Source organism: Nocardia sp. NPDC052112 (genome assembly GCF_040680135.1).
GTDB lineage: Bacteria > Actinomycetota > Actinomycetes > Mycobacteriales > Mycobacteriaceae > Nocardia.
Genome location: NZ_JBFAWD010000052.1, coordinates 1 through 19545, shown reverse-complemented (window position 1 = coordinate 19545; position 19545 = coordinate 1). Strand labels below are relative to the sequence as shown.

The following is a 19545-nucleotide window of genomic DNA, read 5'->3' as shown; positions in this document are numbered from 1 at the left end:
CGGGCGTGTCCCGCGGCTGCAGCGCGTGTGCTTCGACGGCTCGGACGCGAGACGGGCCGCGAACCTCGCTCGTAAGACTCGCTCCGTGGTGGGCGCTGATGGCGGGGCGTTCGGCACCTGATGTATGCGCGCCGGACCGGGCGTGTCCCGCGGCTGCAGCGCGTGTGCTTCGACGGCTCGGACGCGAGACGGGCCGCGAACCTCGCTCGTAAGACTCGCTCCGTGGTGGGCGAGTCTGCTGGTTAAAGCCCCTCGAATTGGATATGCGCGGCAGGGGTTCCGGTTTTGACGAGCCGGTCCAATGTCACGCGGACCATATTGGGGGAACCGCACACCAGCACCTGGTGGCGGTCGAACGCGCCGTGTGAACCGACGACATCGGCGAGCGTGCCGAAGAGCATATCGTCGAGCGGGAATCCGATATCCACGCGGGATTGCTCGTACCATTCGTCCACCCAGCCCGGATCCTCCGGACCCTCGACCACGGGAATCACGGTGAGCCAAGGCAATTCGTTCGCCAGGAGGAACAGCATGTCATCGGCGTACAGGTCGCGCGGGGAGCGGCCACCGACAAAGAGGTAGGTGGGCGGCGGATCCTCGTGCCGGGCGAGGTCGAGAATCTGGGATCGCATCGGTGCCAGGCCGGTGCCGCCAGCGATCATCACCACCTCGTCGCCGTACGGATCGACCGCGAAAGTGCCCAGGGGAGTACTGATCTGCCATTCGTCGCCGGGCTGGGTATCGGCCACGATGCTGCCACTGCACCAGCCGCCCGGCACCGTGCGCACATGGAATTCCAACTTGCCGTCCAGCGACGGCGGCAGCGCGGGGGAGAGTCGACGGCGCATACCCGGATGCTGCGGCACCCGGACCTCGACCGATTGACCCGCGAGAAACGGGACGTACTCGCCGATCAGGCGGATCACCGCGATGTCATGGCGCAGCCGGTGGTGACCGACAACGGTCGACTTCCATTCGGGCGCCGCACCATTGCCGTGCGGGCTCGGATCAATTGTCATTAATTCTCTCACACGGGATCGGAGCTGATTACCGACTCGGGGGTGCCCACCGCCATCAGGGCGCGGCGGGTGTCGGCGATCATGCGCGCCGAACCGGCGATCTGGATCTGCCGGTCGGCCCATGAGCCGAAGCTGGCGACGACCGCGCCCAGATTTCCGATCAGGCGGCGGTGCATGCCGTACGGCTCATCCTGTGGTGGATGCGGATACCACCACGGGTTGGTCTTCTGTTCGCAGACCGGGACCACGGTGAGCCACGGATTGCTCTGCGAGAGCTGCCACATATTCTCCACGTCGTACAGATCGCAGGGGTAGCGGCCGCCGATGAAGAAGTGGACCCGCGGATTGATGCCGCGCTGTCCCATTTCGATCAGCTGCGCGCGCAGCGGGGCGATGCCGGTGCCGGCACCGATCAGCAGCACGTCACGGCCCCTGTCGCGATCGATGTGCAGACCACCGAGCGGACCCGCGATCATCCACCGATCGCCGACCCTGGTCTCGTTGACGATGGCCGGGCTGACCCAACCGCCGCGGATCTTGCGGACGTGGAATTCGATCTCGCCGTATGGATTCGCGGGAATCGCGGGCGAGAGATAGCGCCACATCTTGGGGCGTTGCGGCAGGGAGACCGGCACGTACTGTCCGGCCTGATACGGAATCGGGCTGTCGGACTGCAGCCGCACAATGGCCAGATCCTCGAGCACCCGGCGATGGCCGACCACGGTCGCATCCCAGTACGGCTGTGATTTGTCGGAGTTGGCGCCGATGGCCATCGAGGCGGAGATGAGGATGGTGATATCGCGCCAGCCCTCCTCGAGCGCGCGACTCCACATCGGACCGTTGAAGACCCGGAAGGCGGCGAGCAGCGCCCGGCCCGCGATGTCGTAGTGCGCGGCGATGACGCCGTATTTGCGGTGATCGCGCGCCAGCTGTTCCAGGAACTTCTGCGCCCGGCCCCAGTCCTCGAGATTGTCGAGCACGTAATGGATGGCGGTCACCACCCGCTTGGCCTGCATCTCCATCGCGGGCGGGAACAATTCCCGCAACTGCGGTTTCTCCGCAAACAGGTGACCATAAAACGCACTGATCAACCGCTCGGGTCCGTTCGGCGACTCGATCACCGATCGGAAGTTGGCGCGGACCAGCGCTGCCGAACGCGCATCCACGACGTGGAGCTTCCTTTCCCTCAAAATCTGCCCAGGGACATGTCCGTAACCGGCGGTCCTCCGCCGACAAGTATCCCTGAAAATCACATGGTCGTGTGGGTATAGCCGATCACGCCCGCGCCAACGGTAATCCGTGGGCAAATCCGGGCTGCTGTAGGCCTGACATGCACGATATCGTGACCTCGGTTGCTCCGGGTTACCGCAGGGTCAACTCGCGACGTTCGCGCGCACCCCGGGCGCGACCAATTCGGCGTAGCGATGTACCTGGTCGACGGGGTCGCCCTCGGTCGGCCAGAAGATGAAGCCGTCGATGCGCTGGTCGCGATGCAGTGCGGACAGATCGTCCACCCAGCGTTCGGGTGGGCCCTCCAGGAAGCCGTGATCGGTGCCGTCGGCGGTAATGGTGCCGGAGAGGTTGTAGACCCGGCGGATGGCACGCGGATCGCGGTGCGCCGCGGCGGCGGCATCGTCGATGCGCTTGCCCGCCTCGGTCAGGAATTCGGGCGGTGCCCAGGCCGCCGAGGGCAGCCAGCCGTCGGCGGCCTGTCCGGTCAGGGCGAGCATCCGTGGCCCCTTCGCGCCGAGCCAGAGGCCCGGATCGTGTTGCGGTCGCGGGCCGGGATGGGCGCCGGCCAGCAGATGGTGGACACCGGGCACCCGGACCGAGCGTTCGTCGCTCCACATCGCCCGGATGACCGCGATGCCCTCGGCCAACGCCTGGACCGATTCGCCCGGACTCAGGTGGTAGCCGCCCATGGCGGCGATGGCCGCCCAGAAGGCGCCGGCGCCGAGTCCGAGGTGGATCCGGCCGCCGGTCATGATGTCGAGAGAAGCAACGGATTTCGCGAGGACAGCCGGGTTGCGCAACGGCAGGTTCGCGACATCGGGAAAGAAGGTGAGTCGCTCGGTCCGCATCGCCAGGCCGGTGATCAGGGTCCAGGTGTCGAGGAAGCGTCGCTGGTAGGGATGGTCCTGGATGCCGATCAGGTCGAGTCCGGCGCCCTCCGCATAGGCCGTCAACTCGGTGAGCTGCGGGTAGTTATCCGCTTCCGGAATCAGGAACAGGCCGAATTCGGGTGGGCGAGTGGCCTTTCGGCGGACGATCACGACTCCGCCTCGCTGGCGCTCGGCTCCGCCGCGACCGCGCTGGGCGCTGTGCCCATGGCTCGCTCGCTACGCTCGTTCACGCGACTGCTCAGATGGCTAGCACGGTCTTGCCGCGCGCGCCCGTCGCGCCGATAACCGAAGGGCCCGCGTTCAGTGGGACGGTCGCGTCGATCGGCACGACCACATCGCCGGCGGCGACCCGATCGAGCAGACGAGTCAATTCCGGTCCACGCCCGAAGGATTCGATATTGCCGCCGCGGATGCCGCGATCGCGCAGCGCGTCCGGATCGGCGGACCAGATGGTGGAGTAGACCGTGCCGCCGTCGCGGACCAACGTGGTCAGTTCGGCCAGTACCCCGGGTGGACTCACCAGATCGAACAGCGCATCGACACCGTCGGGGTGTGCGGCGGCGACCCGTTCGGCGATCGAGCCCCGGGTGTAATCGACGGTCTCGGCCGCGCCGAGCCTGGTCATCTGGTCGGCGGCCGGCCCGCGCGCCGTCGCGATGACGTGCGCCCCGGCGATATTCGCCAATTGCACCAGGAAGGAGCCGACACCGCCGGTGGCGCCGACGATCAACACCCGCTGGTCCGGTTCGATCTTGGTGGCGTCCACAATGTCCTGCGCGGTGACTCCCGCGGTCGGCAGCGCGGCCGCCGTGATGGTGGGCACCCCGTCGGGGATCGAGACCAGGGTGGCGTCCTCGGGCAGTACCGAGTACTCCGCGAAGCTGCCGTGGCCGACGGGCGGGAACAGGAATTTGCCGACGACGCGGTCGCCGACGCCGAATTTGGTGACGCCCGGTCCGACCGCGGCCACCGTGCCCGCCCCGTCGACACCGAGGATCATCGGAAAGTCGTGCGGCAGCTTGCCATCCAGAATGCCGTCGGCCATCTTCCGGTCGAAGGGATTGACACCGGCCGCCTCGACCTGGATCCGGACCGCGCCCGCGCCGGGTTCGGGGGTCGGCATTTCGGCCAGTTCGGGTTTTGCTCCGAAGCTTCGTACCACGATCGCGCGCATCCATCGCTCCTCGAGTCGGGCTGGATTGTGCTGCATCAACCAAAAGCCAAGGCCATCGTAGGCACCGCAAGCCCCAGGACCCGGCGATTGATGCCATTCGGCAGTGTCGCGGCGTAGCGTTCAAGTCGAGTCTGTTCAGGTGCCCAAGAAATCAAAGTTGAGTGGAACAGACTCAACCTTTCTGACGTTGGATAGTGCGAATCGACTAGTAGGAAGGTGACTTGTGGACTCGTTCAATCCCACCACCAAGACCCAGGCGGCCCTGACCGCCGCCCTGCAGGCCGCCTCGGCCGCGGGCAATCCGGAGATTCGTCCGGCGCACTTGCTGGTGGCGTTGCTGGATCAAACCGATGGCATCGCCGCCCCCTTGCTCAAGGCTGTCGCGGTAGATCCGGCGACGATTCGAGGCGAGGCGCAGGACATCGTGGACAAGCTGCCACGAGCGACCGGTGCCACCACCACACCCCAGCTCGGTCGGGAGGCCCTGGCCGCGATTACCGCCGCCCAGCGCCTCGCCACCGAACTCGGTGACGAATATGTCTCGACCGAACACGTCATGGTCGGCTTGGCCGAAGGTGATTCGGACGTGACCATGCTGCTGAAGAAGTACGGCGCCACCCCCGACGCACTGCGCGAGGCATTCACCGCCGTGCGTGGCAGCGCGCGCGTCACCAGTCCGGATCCGGAGGGCAGCTACCAAGCGCTGGAGAAGTATTCGACCGATCTCACCGCGGCGGCCCGCTCGGGCAAGCTCGACCCGGTTATCGGGCGCGATACCGAAATCCGCCGTGTCGTACAGGTTTTGAGCCGTCGCACCAAGAACAACCCGGTGCTCATCGGTGAACCCGGCGTCGGCAAGACCGCGATCGTGGAGGGCTTGGCCCAGCGCATCGTGGCCGGTGACGTTCCGGAATCGTTGCGCGGCAAGTCCGTTGTCTCGCTCGACCTGGGCGCGATGGTGGCCGGTGCGAAGTACCGCGGCGAATTCGAGGAGCGGCTCAAGGCCGTACTCGAAGAGATCAAGAGCAGTGCGGGACAGATCATCACATTCATCGATGAGCTGCACACCATCGTCGGCGCCGGTGCGACCGGTGAATCGGCGATGGATGCGGGCAATATGATCAAGCCGATGCTCGCCCGCGGTGAGCTGCGCCTGGTCGGTGCCACCACGCTGGAGGAATACCGCAAATTCATCGAGAAGGATGCCGCCCTGGAGCGCCGCTTCCAGCAGGTACTGGTCGGCGAGCCGTCGGTGGAGGACACCATCGGCATCCTGCGCGGCATCAAGGAGCGCTACGAGGTCCATCACGGTGTGCGCATCACCGACTCCGCACTGGTGGCCGCCGCCACCCTCAGCGACCGCTACATCACCTCCCGGTTCCTCCCGGACAAGGCGATCGACCTGGTCGACGAGTCGGCGTCGCGGCTGCGCATGGAAATCGACTCGCGCCCGGTGGAAATCGATGAGGTCGAGCGCGCGGTACGGCGGCTGGAGATCGAAGAGGTCGCGCTGGAGAAGGAGACCGACGCGGCATCCAGGCAGCGCCTGGACAAGTTGCGCCAGGAACTCGCCGACGACCGCGAGAAGCTCAACCAGCTGATGACCCGCTGGCAGAACGAGAAGAGCGCCATCGATCAGGTCCGGGTCCTCAAGGAGGAGCTGGAATCCCTGCGCGGTGAATCCGAACGTGCCGAGCGCGACGGTGACCTGGGCAAGGCCGCCGAACTGCGCTACGGGCGCATTCCGGCGCTGGAGAAGCAGCTCGCCGAGGCCGAGAAGGCCTCTGCGACAGCCGGTGACGGCGAAGTGATGCTGAAGGAGGAGGTCGGCCCCGACGATATCGCCGAGGTGGTTTCGTCCTGGACCGGTATTCCGGTCGGCCGGATGATGGAGGGCGAAACCCAGAAGCTGCTGCGGATGGAGCAGGAGCTGGGCAAGCGCGTGGTCGGTCAGACCGAGGCGGTACAGGCGGTATCCGATGCGGTGCGCCGGGCGCGCGCCGGTGTCGCCGATCCGAATCGGCCGACGGGCTCGTTCATGTTCGTCGGCCCGACCGGTGTCGGTAAGACCGAGCTGGCAAAGGCATTGGCGGACTTCCTGTTCGACGACGAACGCGCCATGGTCCGCATCGATATGAGCGAGTACAGCGAAAAGCACGCCGTCGCTCGGCTGGTCGGTGCCCCGCCCGGCTATGTCGGCTACGACCAGGGCGGTCAGCTGACCGAGGCGGTGCGGCGTCGGCCGTATACCGTCGTGCTCTTCGACGAGATCGAGAAGGCGCATCCGGATGTCTTCGACATCCTGCTCGCCGTACTCGACGAGGGCCGCCTGACCGACGGTCAAGGCCGCACGGTCGACTTCCGCAACACCATCCTCATCCTGACCTCCAATCTGGGTGCGGGTGGCGATCGGGACTTCGTCATGAACGCGGTGCGCTCGGCCTTCAAACCGGAGTTCCTGAACCGCCTCGACGATGTGGTCATGTTCCACGCCCTCGACGAGGAACAGCTGGAATCCATCGTCGACATCCAGCTCGACCAGCTGCAGAAGCGGCTGTCGCAGCGCAGGCTGAAGCTTGACGTCAGCGATTCGGCCCGGTTCTGGCTCGCCGTGCGCGGCTACGACCCGGTCTACGGCGCCCGCCCGCTGCGCAGGCTGATCCAGCAGTCCATCGGCGATACCCTCGCCAAGGAACTGCTCGCGGGCGAGGTCACCGACGGCGACACCGTCGCGGTCAACGTGACCCCGAACGGCGAAGGCCTGATAGTCGGCCGCGGCTGAGTCAACCGCCCGACGCGTCGGCTCTGCGGCCCGGCTTGCGATCAACCCGCAGCCGGGCCGCCTGGCGACTTCAACAGAGTGGGTCCTACGAGCGAGGAGCTCGCGGCTCATCTCGCGTCCGCGCCAAAAGCGTGGCAAGTCGTCGAAGCGCACGCACCGCAGCCGCGAGTTCGCCTCGCGCGCATCAGGCGCCGAGCGACCGTGCATGAGTGGCTACCGCGGAGCGAGTTTTACGAGCGACCCGTTCGCGGCCCGTCTCGTGTCCGAGTCGTTGAAGCACATGCGCCGCAGGCTCGGGGATCTGCCCGTCCGGCGCGTGTACATCAGGTGCCGAACGCCCGACCATCACTGACCACCGCGAACACGCCGCGCCGCAGGCGCGGCAAAACCAGCAGAGCCTACCCTGGAAGCCATGACTAGTCCCAACGATCCCTGGGCACAGCGACCGGAGGATGCGCCGACGGAACATATCGGTCCGCCGGGTAAGTCGGGATTTCAGCAGCCCTCGCGTACGGCGGAATACACCGAGGCGTATGACCACGGCGACCCGACCTCGGTCTACCCGTCCACCGAACAATACGAGCCGTGGGGGCCGCCGCCGGTCAATGCCACCAAGGAGTTCCCGCCGTACGAAAGCCAGGTCCAGTGGGGCGGGCCGGACAGCGGCGCGTGGCAGGACCCGACCCAGGTGGGTGCGTACCCCCAGCCTGGCGCGCAATATCCGCCCGGACCACCGGGTGCGCCGCTACCCCCGGATCAGCAGCCACCGCGCAAGCGCAATACGGGCCTCTGGATCGCCCTGGGGCTCGGGGTGCTCCTGCTGATCGGCGCGGTCGGTGCGGTCGCGGGTCTACTGCTGGGCGGTAAGGACACCTCGTCGAGTTCCGCCGCGAGCACCTCGGCCTTCCCGACGACGGGCCGCTCCACCGGCATCCCGCCCTCGGGCAGCCCGTCCTCTCCCCGTGTCCTCCCGAGCATTCCGGGGCTCGGCGACATCGATAGCCTCGGCGCGACCATGGGCACCATCACCGCCAATGCCGGTGGCCAGTTGACCCTCGACACCATGGGGGGATCTCCCGTGACGGTGCGCACCACCGATAAGACCCAGGTGATTTCGTTGACCGGGACCAAGGCATCCGATCTTCGGGTCGGCGACATGGTCCTGGTGCAGGGCGATAAGGGCGCGGACGGTTCGATCGACGCGAAGATCATCATCAGCACCGCACTGCCCGGGGGCACGCGGTGAAATATCAACGGGCAGTGATGCGCAATCGCCCCGTCGGCTCTATAGGGTAGGCGACGATGACGGCAATATGGTTCGGGTTGGCGGCGATCGCGCTCGTTGGTGCGATCGTGCTGCTGTATTTCGATCGGGTCCAGCGACAGCGGACCGGTCATGCGCGCCAGGTGTGGGCGAAGGCGCAGGGCTACACCTATGTGTCGGTGGAACCGGCGCTCGCGTCCACCTGGCGACGTGGTGCGTTGGCCAAGCTCGGCTACCTATCCGCGGTGGACGTGGTGTCCGGCATCCGCAAGGGCGAGAAATTCGTCCTCTTCGATCTGGAAGATGCCGCGACGCTGGTCGCGGTGCGCAGGCAGATCGGCTCCGATATCGATGTGGATATGCGGCTCAAGACCGCGTCCCCGCCCAAGGATGCCGATCTGGAACTGCTCGGCGCGATCGGTGACCGCGTGGTGTTCGCGACCAATCCGGAGATCGCCAGGCACGCCGTCGACCAGCGCATGGTTGCCTTCATCGAATCGCTGGCCGATACCGTGCAGATGCTGTGGAGTGAGGGCAACTGGACCCTCGGCATGCTGAATGTCGGGACGGCGGCCAAGGATTGGGAGACCGCCATCGACGCGGTGCTTCGCCTGTCCGGTCTGCTGCATGTGCTGCCGCCGGTGAGCGATGTGCGCGGGGTGGATTCCGGTGGTCACGATCCGGGCCGACCGCATCCGCGCAAGTCGCGCTCGGGTGACCGGGAAGAGGCCGAAGGTCCGGTGGCCGCGCGGGTCGCGTCGGCGGATCTGCGCAGGGGCGCGGACTTCGACGACGAGGACGCCGCCTACGACGAATCGTCTTATGACGAAGACGATTTCGACCGGCCGAAGTACCGGGAGTATTCCGACGACTACTACGAGGACGAACCGGCCGCGGACCCGGTAACCCCGGAGCCGCCGCGCCGACCCAGTCTGGCCGTTGTTCCGGATTCCCGCTCGCGGGCCCGCGATGAGCGTTGGGCCGCGGAACCGGAGGACGACTGGTCGTCGGAGGACCGTCCGGCCCAGCGCAAACCCGCCGAACCCGAGCCGGATGCGGACGAGTGGCCCTCGGCCGAGCACACACCGGAACCGCCAGGCGGTCCGTTCCACCCGGGATTCCGCCCATATCAGGGACCCGTGCCGCAGTGAGCGGGCATGGCGCCCCTTCGAGCCGGAATGCCATGAATGCTGAGACGAGTGGGCACGACAGTCCCGCGCGCCTGCCCGGTGCCACCCGCCCCGTCGCGCTGATCACCGGACCGACTTCCGGCATCGGGCACGGATTCGCCGTGCGTTTGGCCACACTCGGCTATGACCTGGTGCTCGTCGCCCGCGACGAGGAACGGCTGAACGCACTAGCGGCGGAGCTGGAGCGGAAATTCGCGACCCGTTCGGAGGTGCTCGTCGCCGATCTGGCCGATACCGATAGTCGGGATCGGGTGCTGGCACGTGCCGCCGACGGCGTCGAATTCCTGGTCAACAATGCTGGATTCGGTCAGTCGGGGGAGTTCTGGACGCAGCCGCCCGCAGCGGTCCAGGCGCAACTCGATGTCAACGTGACGGCAGTGGTGCAGCTCACCAGGGCCGCGTTGCCGTCGATGATCGCGGCCGCGAAGGGGTCGATCGTCAATGTGGCCAGTGTCGCGGGTCTGATCCCCGGACGCGGCTCGACCTATTCGGCCTCCAAGGCCTACGTCGTATCCTTCACGGAAGGGCTGGCGGGCGGACTGGCCGGAACCGGAGTGCGGGTCCAGGCGCTGTGCCCGGGATTCGTACATACCGAATTCCATGAGCGGGCCGGCATCGAGATGTCCTCGCTGCCGAAACAGTTGTGGCTGAGCGTCGACCAGGTGGTCGCCGGTTCGCTACGTGATCTGGAGAAGGACCGGGTGCTCAGCGTGCCCGGTGTGCAGTACAAGGTGCTCACCACCGCCGCCGGGATGATCCCGCGAGCCCTGGCGGCCCGACTCAATCGCGGCATATTCAACGCACGCGGAAGGACTTGACAGACATGATCGACCAGGTGAACAAGGCCGCCGTTTCGACGGACGATCGCGACAGATTGGCCGCGCTCGTGCGCGAGCTCGCCGTCGTGCACGGCCGGGTCACGCTGTCCTCGGGCAAGGAGGCCGACTATTACGTCGACCTGCGCCGCGCCACCCTGCACCACGGTGCGGGACCGCTGATCGGCAAGCTGCTGCGCGAGCTGGTGGCGGATTGGGATTTCGAGGCCGTCGGCGGGCTCACCATGGGGGCGGATCCGGTCGCGCTGGCCGTGATGCACGCACCCGGCCGACCGATCGACGCGTTCGTGGTGCGTAAAGCCGCCAAGACCCACGGTATGCAACGCCAGATCGAGGGCCCGGACATCGTCGGCAAGCGGGTGCTCGTCGTCGAGGACACCACGACCACCGGAAATTCGCCGCTGACCGCCGTGCGCGCACTGCGCGAGGCCGGTGCGACCGTCGTCGGCGTCGCTACCGTGGTGGACCGGGAGACCGGTGCCGATCAGGTAATTGCCGCCGAGGGCTTGGAGTACCGGTCCATCCTGGGATTGAAGGATCTGGCCCTCGGCTAAGCTGCGAATGCGGTCCTGGGTCGCAATCGCTGGTGGTCGGAACTTCGCGTTGCTTTGAAACGTCGACAGCGGTGCGACTCGATATAAGGACGTGTACGTCGAGCGCAGCGCGGCGTTCGAGACAGTGAAGGGTCGTGTGAGTTACCTGTGGTGAGCATTGCAGTCAATAAGAGCCGTGCGAATGTCGCGATGCTCGGCATCGGTGCTTACCGTCCGAAACGCCTGGTCAGCAATGAAGAGGTGTGCGAGGTTCTCGACTCGACCCCGGAGTGGATCTACGAGCGCACCGGTGTGCGCAACCGTCGGTGGATCAGCGGTGACGAAACGCTGCAGTCGATCTCGGCGGCCGCGGGCGAGCGGGCGATCGTCAACAGCGGCATCGACCGGTCCAAGATCGGCGCGCTGATCCTGGCCACCTCGAGCTGGTTGACGCTGACCCCGCACGGCGCCCCCAAGGTTGCCAACGACCTGGGAATGAACGGGATCGCGGCCTTCGATCTGACCTCCGGCTGCGGCGGTTTCGGCTACGGCCTCGGCGTCGCCGCCGATCTGATCCGCTCCGGATCGGCCGAATATGTGCTGCTCATCGGTGCCGAGACGATGACAGTCGGACTCGATCCGACCGATCGTGGCACCGCGATGATCTTCGGCGACGGTGCGGGCGCGGTGGTGGTCGGTCCGAGCGAGGAGAACGGCATCTCCCCGACGGTGTGGGGCAGTGACGGGGAGAATGCCTCGGCGATCGAGCAGGATGTCAACTTCCTCGAATACATGGAAAAGGCACAGCGGCTGCAGGGCATCGATCCGGCCGTCGAGCCCATCGGCCGGATGTCGCTGCGGATGGAGGGGCCGCGGGTATTCCGGTGGGCGGCGGTCACTTTGCCGCGCGCACTGGCCTCGGCGCTCGAGGTCTCCGGCGTCTCCAAGGACGATATCGAGGTCTTCATTCCGCATCAGGCCAATGCGCGCATCAACGATTTGATGAAGAAGAACCTCGGGTTGGCCGACGACATCCCGGTGGCCAATGACATCGAGAACACGGGCAATACCTCCGCCGCCTCCATCCCGCTGGCGATGGAGGAGATGTTGGTGACCGGTAAGGCCAAGGGCGGCCAGGTGGCCTTGCTGCTCGGCTTCGGTGCGGGTCTGAGTTATGCGGGCCAGGTGGTCACGTTGCCGCCCGCCCCGAAAGAGCCGAGCTTTTGACGGTGTCTGATTTGCGTCCGTTCCGAGCCGCATTCCTCGCGGCCGCGGCGGCTACCGTGTACGGCGCGGTTTCCGGGCGTGCGAAGGTGCAGTGGGTTGCGAAGCCGATGCTGATGCCCCTGTTGGCGGCGGATGTGGCAACCGATCGGTCGGTATCGGATCCGGTCGATCGGACGGTGTTGCTGGGTTCCCTCGGTGCCGCGACCGTCGGTGATGTGCTGCTGATCGAGCCGGACAATGATCGACGGCTGATCGCTGGCGCGTCCTCGTTCGCGGTGATGCAGGCCGGATATTCGGTGCTGTGGTGGCGCCGCGGTGGGCGGCCGCGTCCGGAGATCGCCGTCCCTCGGGTGCTGGCGTGGCTGGGTGCCGCGGCGCTGATGCGGGTCAAGGCGCCGACTGTCGCGACTCCGCTGACGGCCTATGGTGCGTCGCTGGGCAGTGCGGCGGTGCTCGCGTCCGATCCTGGACTGGCGCCGGGCGCGAAAAATATTGCCGGACTGAATATTCCGAGTGCCGATCCGCGCAGTCGGCTCGGCCTCGGTGCGTTGCTGTTCACCGTTTCCGATGGGTTGATCGTGTTGCGGCGGCTGTTCGCGCGCAGCGAGCGTTCGCGGCGGATCGCGGAGGGTGTCATTCTGGCTACCTACGCGGCGGCGCAGTACTTGTTGGCCGATCCGCGCGCACACGCGAAAGCTATCGCCCCAGAACGAGTATGATCCGATCGCGATTCTGTGGGTCGACCCGGATGGAAATGGTCTCGCCGACCGCGAGCCGTGGCTTATCGGCCGGGGTGACATCGAAAACGATGGTGCCACGGTAACTTTCGGATCCCGGCACGACGAGTTCCAGATCGAATTCGGTCAGCTCGGTGTGATGATCGGTGCGCTCGAGCGTGTGCGCGCCCTCGATGGTCGCCCACCCCTCCAACCCGTGCCGCCACAGCTGCCGATCCGCGCGCGAGGGCCGAGCGGCCAACAGCATGCCGATGCCGACACACGATCCGAACAGACCGACCAGCGCGACGATCTGGAATGCCTCGGTCCCCGGCGGCGTATGCGGTAGTAGCCAGCCCAGCCAGAATCCGAGCACGATCAAATACCCGGCGGTCACCCCGAGCACCGTGCGGAGAATGCGTGCGTGGTCCATGCCAGCCTCCACCCGACTGCCTGCACCTCAAGAATAGGACCGGCAACTGCGGCGTGAACGCGCCTTATCCGCAACCGCAACGCATTCGAGTCTCTGATCGAACCGCTTACCGCACGAGCGGTGCCGATACCTACAGCCCGGCGGCGCTGACCTGGTAGGCCGCTTCCATCAGCAGCCAGCCCGACAGTTGTACCGACATATCGCGTTCCGGCACCCGCGACGAGGTCACCGAACCGCCCGCGGTGAAATGTCCGGCGCCGGATCGGCCGCCGGGCAACTGGGCGGGTTTGCTCCAATCGTGCCCGAACAGCGGCTCGCCCTCGACCTCGAGCCGATTCGCCCAGGCGGCCGCGGCGCTGGCGCGGACGATGGCCGCCGCGGTCCGCCGATCGGCCACCTGTTCGCGCTCATCGCCGGGCAGCATCAGTGCGACCACGGCGAGATAGCGGGCCAGGATTCCGTTGAACAGGCCGCCGTCGCCGCCACCGCCGCCATTGATCACCCCATTGGTGGTCATCTGCTCCTCGACCGCGGTGAGCAGACGGTGCACCCGTTCGCGGTGGCGCGGCTCGCCGGTGTGCATCGCGAGCCCCGCCTCCAAACCGAGCACCACGCCCTGGCAGTAGGTGAAGGTGGGGCGCTCGATCTCGCCGGAGGGCAGGTGGATGCCGTCCAGGATCAGGCCGGATTCCTTGTCGCACAATGTCGCATCGATCCAGTCCGCCATTTCCTGTGCGCGGATATGGCGGCCGAGGCGCAGCAGCGCGATCGCGGCCGGCCCGTTGGCGGGGGCATTGAAATAGTCGGAGCCGACCCGCCACGGCACACCGCCGCCACGCGCCGGATCCCAAGCGCCGTACAGCTCCTTCTCGAGCGCGATCAGACCGCCGCGCGCCTCGGTGATGCCCTGGGTTCGCTCGGCCCGCTCCAAAGCGATTGCCAGCCAGGCCATATCGTCGTAGTAGTTATTGGTCCACCCGGTGATATTGCGCAGCCGATGGGCCCGCGCGATGGCGGCGATACGGTTACGTCGCGTCGGCGTCGGTACCCGGTTGGCGGCATCGACCGCGCAGTCGATCAGATGCGCCTGCCACCAGTAGTGCCAGGTTGCGAAGGCCCGCTCACGACGGGTCGCCGGCCAGCCGACGACACCCAATTCGGTACCCGGCACGCCCAATAGCGCGCGTAGGTGCCGAGAGACGATCGCGGATTCGGCCATATCCGCGCGCTCGGACCACAGCGCGGGCGTGGGGGCTGCATCGCGCCCGGTATCCGGGCTCCGCGAGGTCATGGATCAATGGTGCCAGCTTCAACCTGATTAATACCGATCTTTTCGTTACCAAGCTGAGGTCAAATCGGCATGTTGCCGGATCCATGCGTGCATTGCGATGCCGGCCGCGACTCCGGCATTGATACTGCGGGTCGAACCGAACTGCGCGATCGAAACCGTCAACGCGGCCGCACCCTTGGCATGTTCGGTGACACCCGGCCCTTCCTGCCCGAACAACAGCAGGCAGCGGCGCGGCAACTCGACGGTTTCCAGCGGAACCGAGCCCGGCACATTGTCCACGGCGACCACGGTCAGATCTTCCCGCTCGGCGAACGCGAGTAGCTCGCCGATATCGGAGTGGTGTTCGATGTGCTGATAGCGGTCGGTGACCATGGCGCCCCGGCGATTCCAGCGTCGCCTGCCGACGATGTGCACCGCGGCCGCGGCGAAGGCGTTGGCGGTGCGCACCACGGTTCCGATATTCGCATCGTGGCCGAAGTTCTCGATGGCGACGTGGAACGGATGCCGGCGGCGGTCGATATCGGCGATGATCGCTTCGCGGCGCCAGTAGCGATAGGCATCGACGACATTGCGGCGGTCACCGCCCGCGAGCAGCTCCGGGTCGTAGCGGGGATCGTCGGGCGGGGCTTGCCCGTACTCCTGCGTCCATGGTCCGACACCGTGCGGATGCTCGCCCCATTCGGTGGGGCCTGGCTGCTCGGCCGTATCCGGCGCGGGGTGATTCACCCCGACGATGCTAATTCCGGCCTTACCTCCACCATCGGGTGGCCGGAATCCGGCGACTTCTAGTACGTCGAGGACGAAGAGCCGAGGACGCCGATAGCGGCGAGGACCACCATCAGGACGATGAACAGAATGGTCAGGATCAGCAGTATCGAGGCGATGATGCCGCAGATATATCCGGCCTGGACGCTGCCGCGACCACCGATGGCACCACCGGACGCGTCGATCTCGTTGAGCGCCTTCCTCCCCATCACCCACGCGACCGGACCCAGGAACTGACACAGCAGCAGGCCGAGAATGCCGAGGATCATGATCGTGATGGCCTGCGGATGATCCTGCGGCGGACCATAGGCTGGATAGCCATACGGCGAACCGTACGGCGGTGGCGGCGGATAGTTCATGCGCAGGATGGTAATTGGTGGTGTGGCTGGCCACACCTCGGATTCGGCGGTCAGCTCGATCGAATGCCGCCGTGATCGCGACAACCATGGAGTCCATGACCGAGACACAAACCCTCGTGCTCGACGCGCCGACCGGTACGACCGGTCCGGACGCGCGAAAGGTGCTGCGCGCGGTGCTGCGGGCGCCGATCCAGGCCCGGACCTGGAAGCAACTCGTCTACATATTCACGGTCTTCGCGATCGGTATGCTCGCCGTCTGCTATTTGTTCTTCGGTCTCGGCGGTGGTCTATACGCCTCGATCTTGCTCATCGGCATCCCGATCCTGGCGCTGGTGATTCTGGGCGCGCGGATCTGGGCGAAGGTGTATCGCGCGCTGGCCAGGGATCTGTTGGATACGCCGGTGCAGGCGCCGCCGCCGTACGTCTCGCAGCCGGGCTTCTTCGGATTCTTGAAGAGCGCGTTCACCGATCGCGCGAGTTGGCGGGCCGTGCTGTTCCTGTTCGCGCAGGCGGTACTCGGTGTGGTCGGCGGTTATCTGGTGCTGGTCGTGGTGGCCGTAACGGTATTCACGGCGCTTTCGCCGATCCCGTGGGTGCTGTTCAACCCGACGAATATCGATGACAACGGCGTCGAGCATCATTCGCTGGCCCAGTTCGGATCCCTCTATATCGACACCTGGCCGCGAGTGCTGCTGATTTCCGCCGTCGGCATTATCGGCTGCTTCGCACTGCCGTGGCTGCTGCGCGCGGTGTGTTGGGTGCACGGGCTGCTCACCATCGCCTTGCTCTCGGCTACGGAGCGGGACCGGCAACTGGTCGAGTTGCGTGCGAGTCGGCGTGCGGCGGTCGAGGATTCGGCGGCGACGCTGCGCCGCGTGGAGCGCGATCTGCACGATGGCACGCAAGCGCGCCTGGTCACCATCGCCATGGCCCTTGGCCGGGCCGAGGAGCGGATCGCCCTCGGCGGCGATGCGCACGACCTGATCGCCGACGCACATGCCAATGCCAAGGAGGCGCTGACCGAATTGCGCGAAGTGGTGCGGGGAATCCATCCGCCCGCACTCGAACTGGGGCTCGAGCCCGCGCTCGAGACGCTGGCTTCGCGCTGTGCCGTTCCGGTGGAGCTGCGGGTGCATTTGCCGCGGCGGCCGAATCCGGCCATCGAGGCGATAGCCTACTTCTCGGTCGCCGAACTGCTCACCAATGTGGTCAAACATGCGAATGCCGCCAGCGCCTGGGTGTCGGTGGTGCCGACCGATGCGCGCACCATCGCGGTCTCGGTGCGTGACAACGGAATCGGCGGCGTACTGCCGCCGGCGGAAGGGGAACACGTTGCGGGCAGCGGACTTTCCGGACTCGCGGCGCGGGCGCATGCGGTGGACGGCACGCTGACGGTGCAGAGTCCGACCGGCGGGCCGACCGTGGTGACCATCCTGCTGCCGATGGCTGGGCCGCGATGAGTACGCCGTTGCGAGTGGTCATCGCCGAGGACAATGTGATCCTGCGCGACGGGCTGGCCGGGCTGCTGACCGAGCGTGGCCACGAGGTCGTCGCGATCGTCGGCGACGCCACCACCTTGAGCGATGTGGTCGGCACGCACAATCCCGACGTGGCCGTGGTGGATGTGCGGATGCCGCCGACCTTCACCGACGAGGGGCTGCTCGCGGCAATCGAGTTGCGCCGCAAATATCCGCTCACCGGTGTGCTGGTGTTCTCCCAGTGGATCGAAACCCGCTACGCCACCGAACTTCTCGCCGGTGGCGCCAGCGGCGTCGGCTATCTGCTCAAGGATCGGGTGGCTGATGTCCGCGATTTCGTCGACGCCTTGGATCGCGTCGCCACCGGTGGCACCGCACTCGATCCGGAGGTGGTGAGTCAGTTGATGGGGGCCGCTCGCCAACAGGATTCGCTCGCCCGGCTCACACCCCGAGAGCGCGAGGTCCTCGAGCTGATGGCACAGGGCCTGACGAACAACGCGATCGCGACCGCGCTCACGGTCACCGAACGCGCGGTCGAGAAGCACATCGGCAACATCTTCACCAAACTCGACCTGCCCCCCTCGGACACCCACCACCGCCGAGTCCTCGCCGTCCTACGCCTGAAGGGTTGAACCGGCAAGTACGAGCGGCTTCGCCGGTCGGCGGGTCAGATGGTGGCTGTTTTCGTGTCGTCGCCGCAGTTGGGTGCGGTTTCGAGATCGAAATCCTCGGCGGGTTTGGCGATCTCCTGACGGTAGTGCCGGATACCGACGGCGGTTCCGATGATCAGGCCGACCACCAGGGTGCCGATCACTCCCGGCATCAGCCACGGCACCCGGTCCAGGAAACTGCCCGCGTAGTAGCCGATGAGCAGCAGCACCGGTGCCCAGATGACGGCGCCGACACTGCTGGCCAGGGTGTATTTGCGGTGATCCATCCGTGCCGCGCCCGCGACCATCGGGCACAGCGTGCGCACCCAGGGGATCCAGCGCGAAACGAGTACCGCGAGGAAACCGTGCCGCTGCAGCAGTTCGGTGATGCGCGCCAGGTTGCGGGTGTTGATGTAGCGGCCGTTCTTCCTGGCCACCAGATGATGGCCGGTGCGGTGCCCGATGACGTAGCCGACCTGGTTGCCCGCGATGGCCGCGACCATCGCGCCGATGGACAGCGCCCAGACATGGGCTTCGCCCGCGGCGTTGGAGGCCATCACGATGCCAGCCGTGATCAGCATCGAGTCACCGGGCAGGAACAACCCGATGATCAACGCGCATTCCAGGAAGACGAAGGTCAGCACCACCGTCCAGACGAGCGCGGGCCCCGCCGAGGTCAGCGGATCGAAACTGCCCACTGCTAGGGGCAACTGCGCCGTGGACACCGGCTCAGTGGGTCGGCTCGTTCGTCGAGGCGGTCAGCGCGGCGTCGCGCTGACCGGCCTCGTCCGCACCGCGGTTGAGCACCTTCTTGGCGACCGTGATGATGCCGGGCAGGATCGAGATAAGGACGATGAGCAGGAAGATCGGCTCGATGTTCTTGCGGATGAATTCGATATTGCCGAGGAAGTAGCCGAGCACCGTGACACCGCCGCCCCACAGGATGGCGCCGACGATGTCGAAGGTGACGAACTTGCGGTAGTCCATCTTGGACACACCGGCCAGCACCGGCATGAACGTGCGCACGATAGGCACGAAGCGGGCCAGGATGATCGTCTTCGGCCCGTGCTTTTCGAAGAAGGCATGCGTCTCGGTGACGTAATGCTTCTTGAAGAACCGGGTGTCTTCCTTGTGGAACAGTGCGGGCCCGATCGCCCTGCCGATCCAATAGGCGCATTGATCACCGGCGAAGGCGGTCACCATGACTGCGGGCAACAGCACCCAGATCGAAACCGGCGGATTGTCCGTCGCGGACAGCAGGCCGCCGGTGAACAGCAGCGAATCGCCCGGCAGGATCGGGAACAGCAGGCCGGTCTCGATGAAGACGATCACCAGGATCGCCGGGAGTACCGCGTTCTTGAGCCACGTCTCCGTGAGCAGGTGCATCGGGTCCAGCAACTGGGTCAATGCGACGTTGCTCGTCACCGATTCGGTCGCTGCCAGCAGAATCACGCGGCCTCCTGTCCGGGTACGGCTGGCCTACATTGCTTGCCACCGCATCGGAAGCTGCCAGCGCAATTACGCGGCCAACAGTACCGGGTTCTGCGTTTGATTGCGCCGCTGTGTCTATTTGCAGCGCCTGCGGCGCTGCGTGTTCGCGGGCCCCTACTGTCTCGCGTCCGAGCCGTCGAGACTCGCGCCTGCGGCGCCTGCGCTTCGACGGCTCGGACGCGAGACGGGCCGCGAACGTCGCTCGTAAGACTCG

Annotated in this window: 19 protein-coding genes; 9 read left to right on the top strand and 10 right to left on the bottom strand. The window is 66.3% G+C overall.

Features of this window, described 5'->3' with window-relative positions; genetic code table 11:
* Nucleotides 1-242: 242 nt before the first annotated feature.
* From AB0L58_RS42400 to AB0L58_RS42385, 4 genes are all read right to left on the bottom strand, one after another.
* Nucleotides 243-1019, bottom strand: a complete 777-nt coding sequence (locus tag AB0L58_RS42400; protein WP_364397202.1) for an FAD-binding oxidoreductase — start codon at nt 1017-1019, stop codon at nt 243-245.
* 8 nt (nt 1020-1027) lie between these two features.
* On the bottom strand, nt 1028-2185 hold the full coding sequence (locus AB0L58_RS42395; protein ID WP_364397199.1) for an FAD-binding oxidoreductase: 1158 nt from the start codon (nt 2183-2185) through the stop codon (nt 1028-1030).
* Between the two features lie 207 nt (nt 2186-2392).
* On the bottom strand, nt 2393-3292 hold the full coding sequence (locus AB0L58_RS42390) for an LLM class flavin-dependent oxidoreductase (protein WP_364397196.1): 900 nt from the start codon (nt 3290-3292) through the stop codon (nt 2393-2395).
* An 88-nt stretch (nt 3293-3380) separates the two neighbouring features.
* Entirely contained in the window at nt 3381-4316 is a 936-nt protein-coding gene (locus tag AB0L58_RS42385) for an NADP-dependent oxidoreductase (RefSeq protein ID WP_364397194.1), read from the bottom strand.
* 223 nt (nt 4317-4539) lie between these two features.
* Between AB0L58_RS42385 and clpB the strand changes: the two genes are divergently transcribed.
* The 7 genes from clpB to AB0L58_RS42350 all read left to right on the top strand — a co-directional run bounded on the left by clpB (nt 4540) and on the right by AB0L58_RS42350 (nt 12867).
* On the top strand, nt 4540-7098 hold the full coding sequence (gene clpB / locus AB0L58_RS42380; RefSeq protein WP_364397191.1) for an ATP-dependent chaperone ClpB: 2559 nt from the start codon (nt 4540-4542) through the stop codon (nt 7096-7098).
* A 412-nt stretch (nt 7099-7510) separates the two neighbouring features.
* Nucleotides 7511-8344 carry a DUF5666 domain-containing protein gene (locus AB0L58_RS42375; protein ID WP_364397189.1) on the top strand — a complete coding sequence of 278 codons (834 nt, stop codon included), beginning with the start codon at nt 7511-7513 and terminating at the stop codon, nt 8342-8344.
* A gap of 56 nt (nt 8345-8400) precedes the next feature.
* On the top strand, nt 8401-9513 hold the full coding sequence (locus AB0L58_RS42370) for a hypothetical protein (RefSeq protein WP_364397187.1): 1113 nt from the start codon (nt 8401-8403) through the stop codon (nt 9511-9513).
* A 32-nt stretch (nt 9514-9545) separates the two neighbouring features.
* A complete protein-coding gene (locus AB0L58_RS42365; protein ID WP_364397185.1) occupies nt 9546-10370 on the top strand; it encodes an SDR family oxidoreductase in 825 nt (274 codons plus the stop codon).
* Between the two features lie 5 nt (nt 10371-10375).
* Nucleotides 10376-10942: an orotate phosphoribosyltransferase gene (pyrE, locus tag AB0L58_RS42360; RefSeq protein ID WP_364397182.1), complete on the top strand. Its 567-nt coding sequence runs from the start codon at nt 10376-10378 to the stop codon at nt 10940-10942.
* Nucleotides 10943-11089: 147 nt separating this feature from the next.
* A complete protein-coding gene (locus AB0L58_RS42355) occupies nt 11090-12148 on the top strand; it encodes a beta-ketoacyl-ACP synthase 3 (protein ID WP_364397180.1) in 1059 nt (352 codons plus the stop codon).
* A gap of 11 nt (nt 12149-12159) precedes the next feature.
* Nucleotides 12160-12867 (top strand): lysoplasmalogenase, encoded by a 708-nt coding sequence (locus AB0L58_RS42350; RefSeq protein ID WP_364397213.1) that lies wholly within the window; start codon nt 12160-12162, stop codon nt 12865-12867.
* On the opposite strand, the gene AB0L58_RS42345 is transcribed toward AB0L58_RS42350, so the two are convergent.
* The 4 genes from AB0L58_RS42345 to AB0L58_RS42330 form a co-directional block, all read right to left on the bottom strand.
* Nucleotides 12845-13297, bottom strand: coding sequence for a hypothetical protein (locus AB0L58_RS42345; protein ID WP_364397177.1), 453 nt, complete (start codon nt 13295-13297; stop codon nt 12845-12847). The two genes, AB0L58_RS42350 and AB0L58_RS42345, sit on opposite strands and share 23 nt — an antisense overlap.
* 130 nt (nt 13298-13427) lie before the next feature.
* The gene (locus AB0L58_RS42340) at nt 13428-14516 is read right to left on the bottom strand and encodes a glycoside hydrolase family 76 protein (RefSeq protein WP_364397210.1); all 1089 of its coding nucleotides are present in this window, start codon (nt 14514-14516) and stop codon (nt 13428-13430) included.
* A gap of 117 nt (nt 14517-14633) precedes the next feature.
* A complete protein-coding gene (locus AB0L58_RS42335; protein WP_364397175.1) occupies nt 14634-15314 on the bottom strand; it encodes a TrmH family RNA methyltransferase in 681 nt (226 codons plus the stop codon).
* 59 nt (nt 15315-15373) lie between these two features.
* A complete protein-coding gene (locus AB0L58_RS42330; RefSeq protein WP_364397173.1) occupies nt 15374-15712 on the bottom strand; it encodes a DUF4190 domain-containing protein in 339 nt (112 codons plus the stop codon).
* Between the two features lie 95 nt (nt 15713-15807).
* Between AB0L58_RS42330 and AB0L58_RS42325 the strand changes: the two genes are divergently transcribed.
* Nucleotides 15808-17172 carry a sensor domain-containing protein gene (locus tag AB0L58_RS42325; RefSeq protein ID WP_364397170.1) on the top strand — a complete coding sequence of 455 codons (1365 nt, stop codon included), beginning with the start codon at nt 15808-15810 and terminating at the stop codon, nt 17170-17172.
* Nucleotides 17169-17822 (top strand): response regulator transcription factor, encoded by a 654-nt coding sequence (locus tag AB0L58_RS42320; protein ID WP_364397167.1) that lies wholly within the window; start codon nt 17169-17171, stop codon nt 17820-17822. Before AB0L58_RS42325 ends, AB0L58_RS42320 begins: the two co-directional genes overlap by 4 nt.
* 35 nt (nt 17823-17857) lie before the next feature.
* Here the strand turns inward: AB0L58_RS42320 and AB0L58_RS42315 are convergent, their stop codons facing one another.
* Together AB0L58_RS42315 and AB0L58_RS42310 are read right to left on the bottom strand one after the other, a co-directional pair.
* Nucleotides 17858-18550 carry a DedA family protein gene (locus AB0L58_RS42315; RefSeq protein WP_364397207.1) on the bottom strand — a complete coding sequence of 231 codons (693 nt, stop codon included), beginning with the start codon at nt 18548-18550 and terminating at the stop codon, nt 17858-17860.
* 19 nt (nt 18551-18569) lie between these two features.
* Nucleotides 18570-19226: a VTT domain-containing protein gene (locus tag AB0L58_RS42310; RefSeq protein WP_364397204.1), complete on the bottom strand. Its 657-nt coding sequence runs from the start codon at nt 19224-19226 to the stop codon at nt 18570-18572.
* Nucleotides 19227-19545 lie beyond the last annotated feature (319 nt).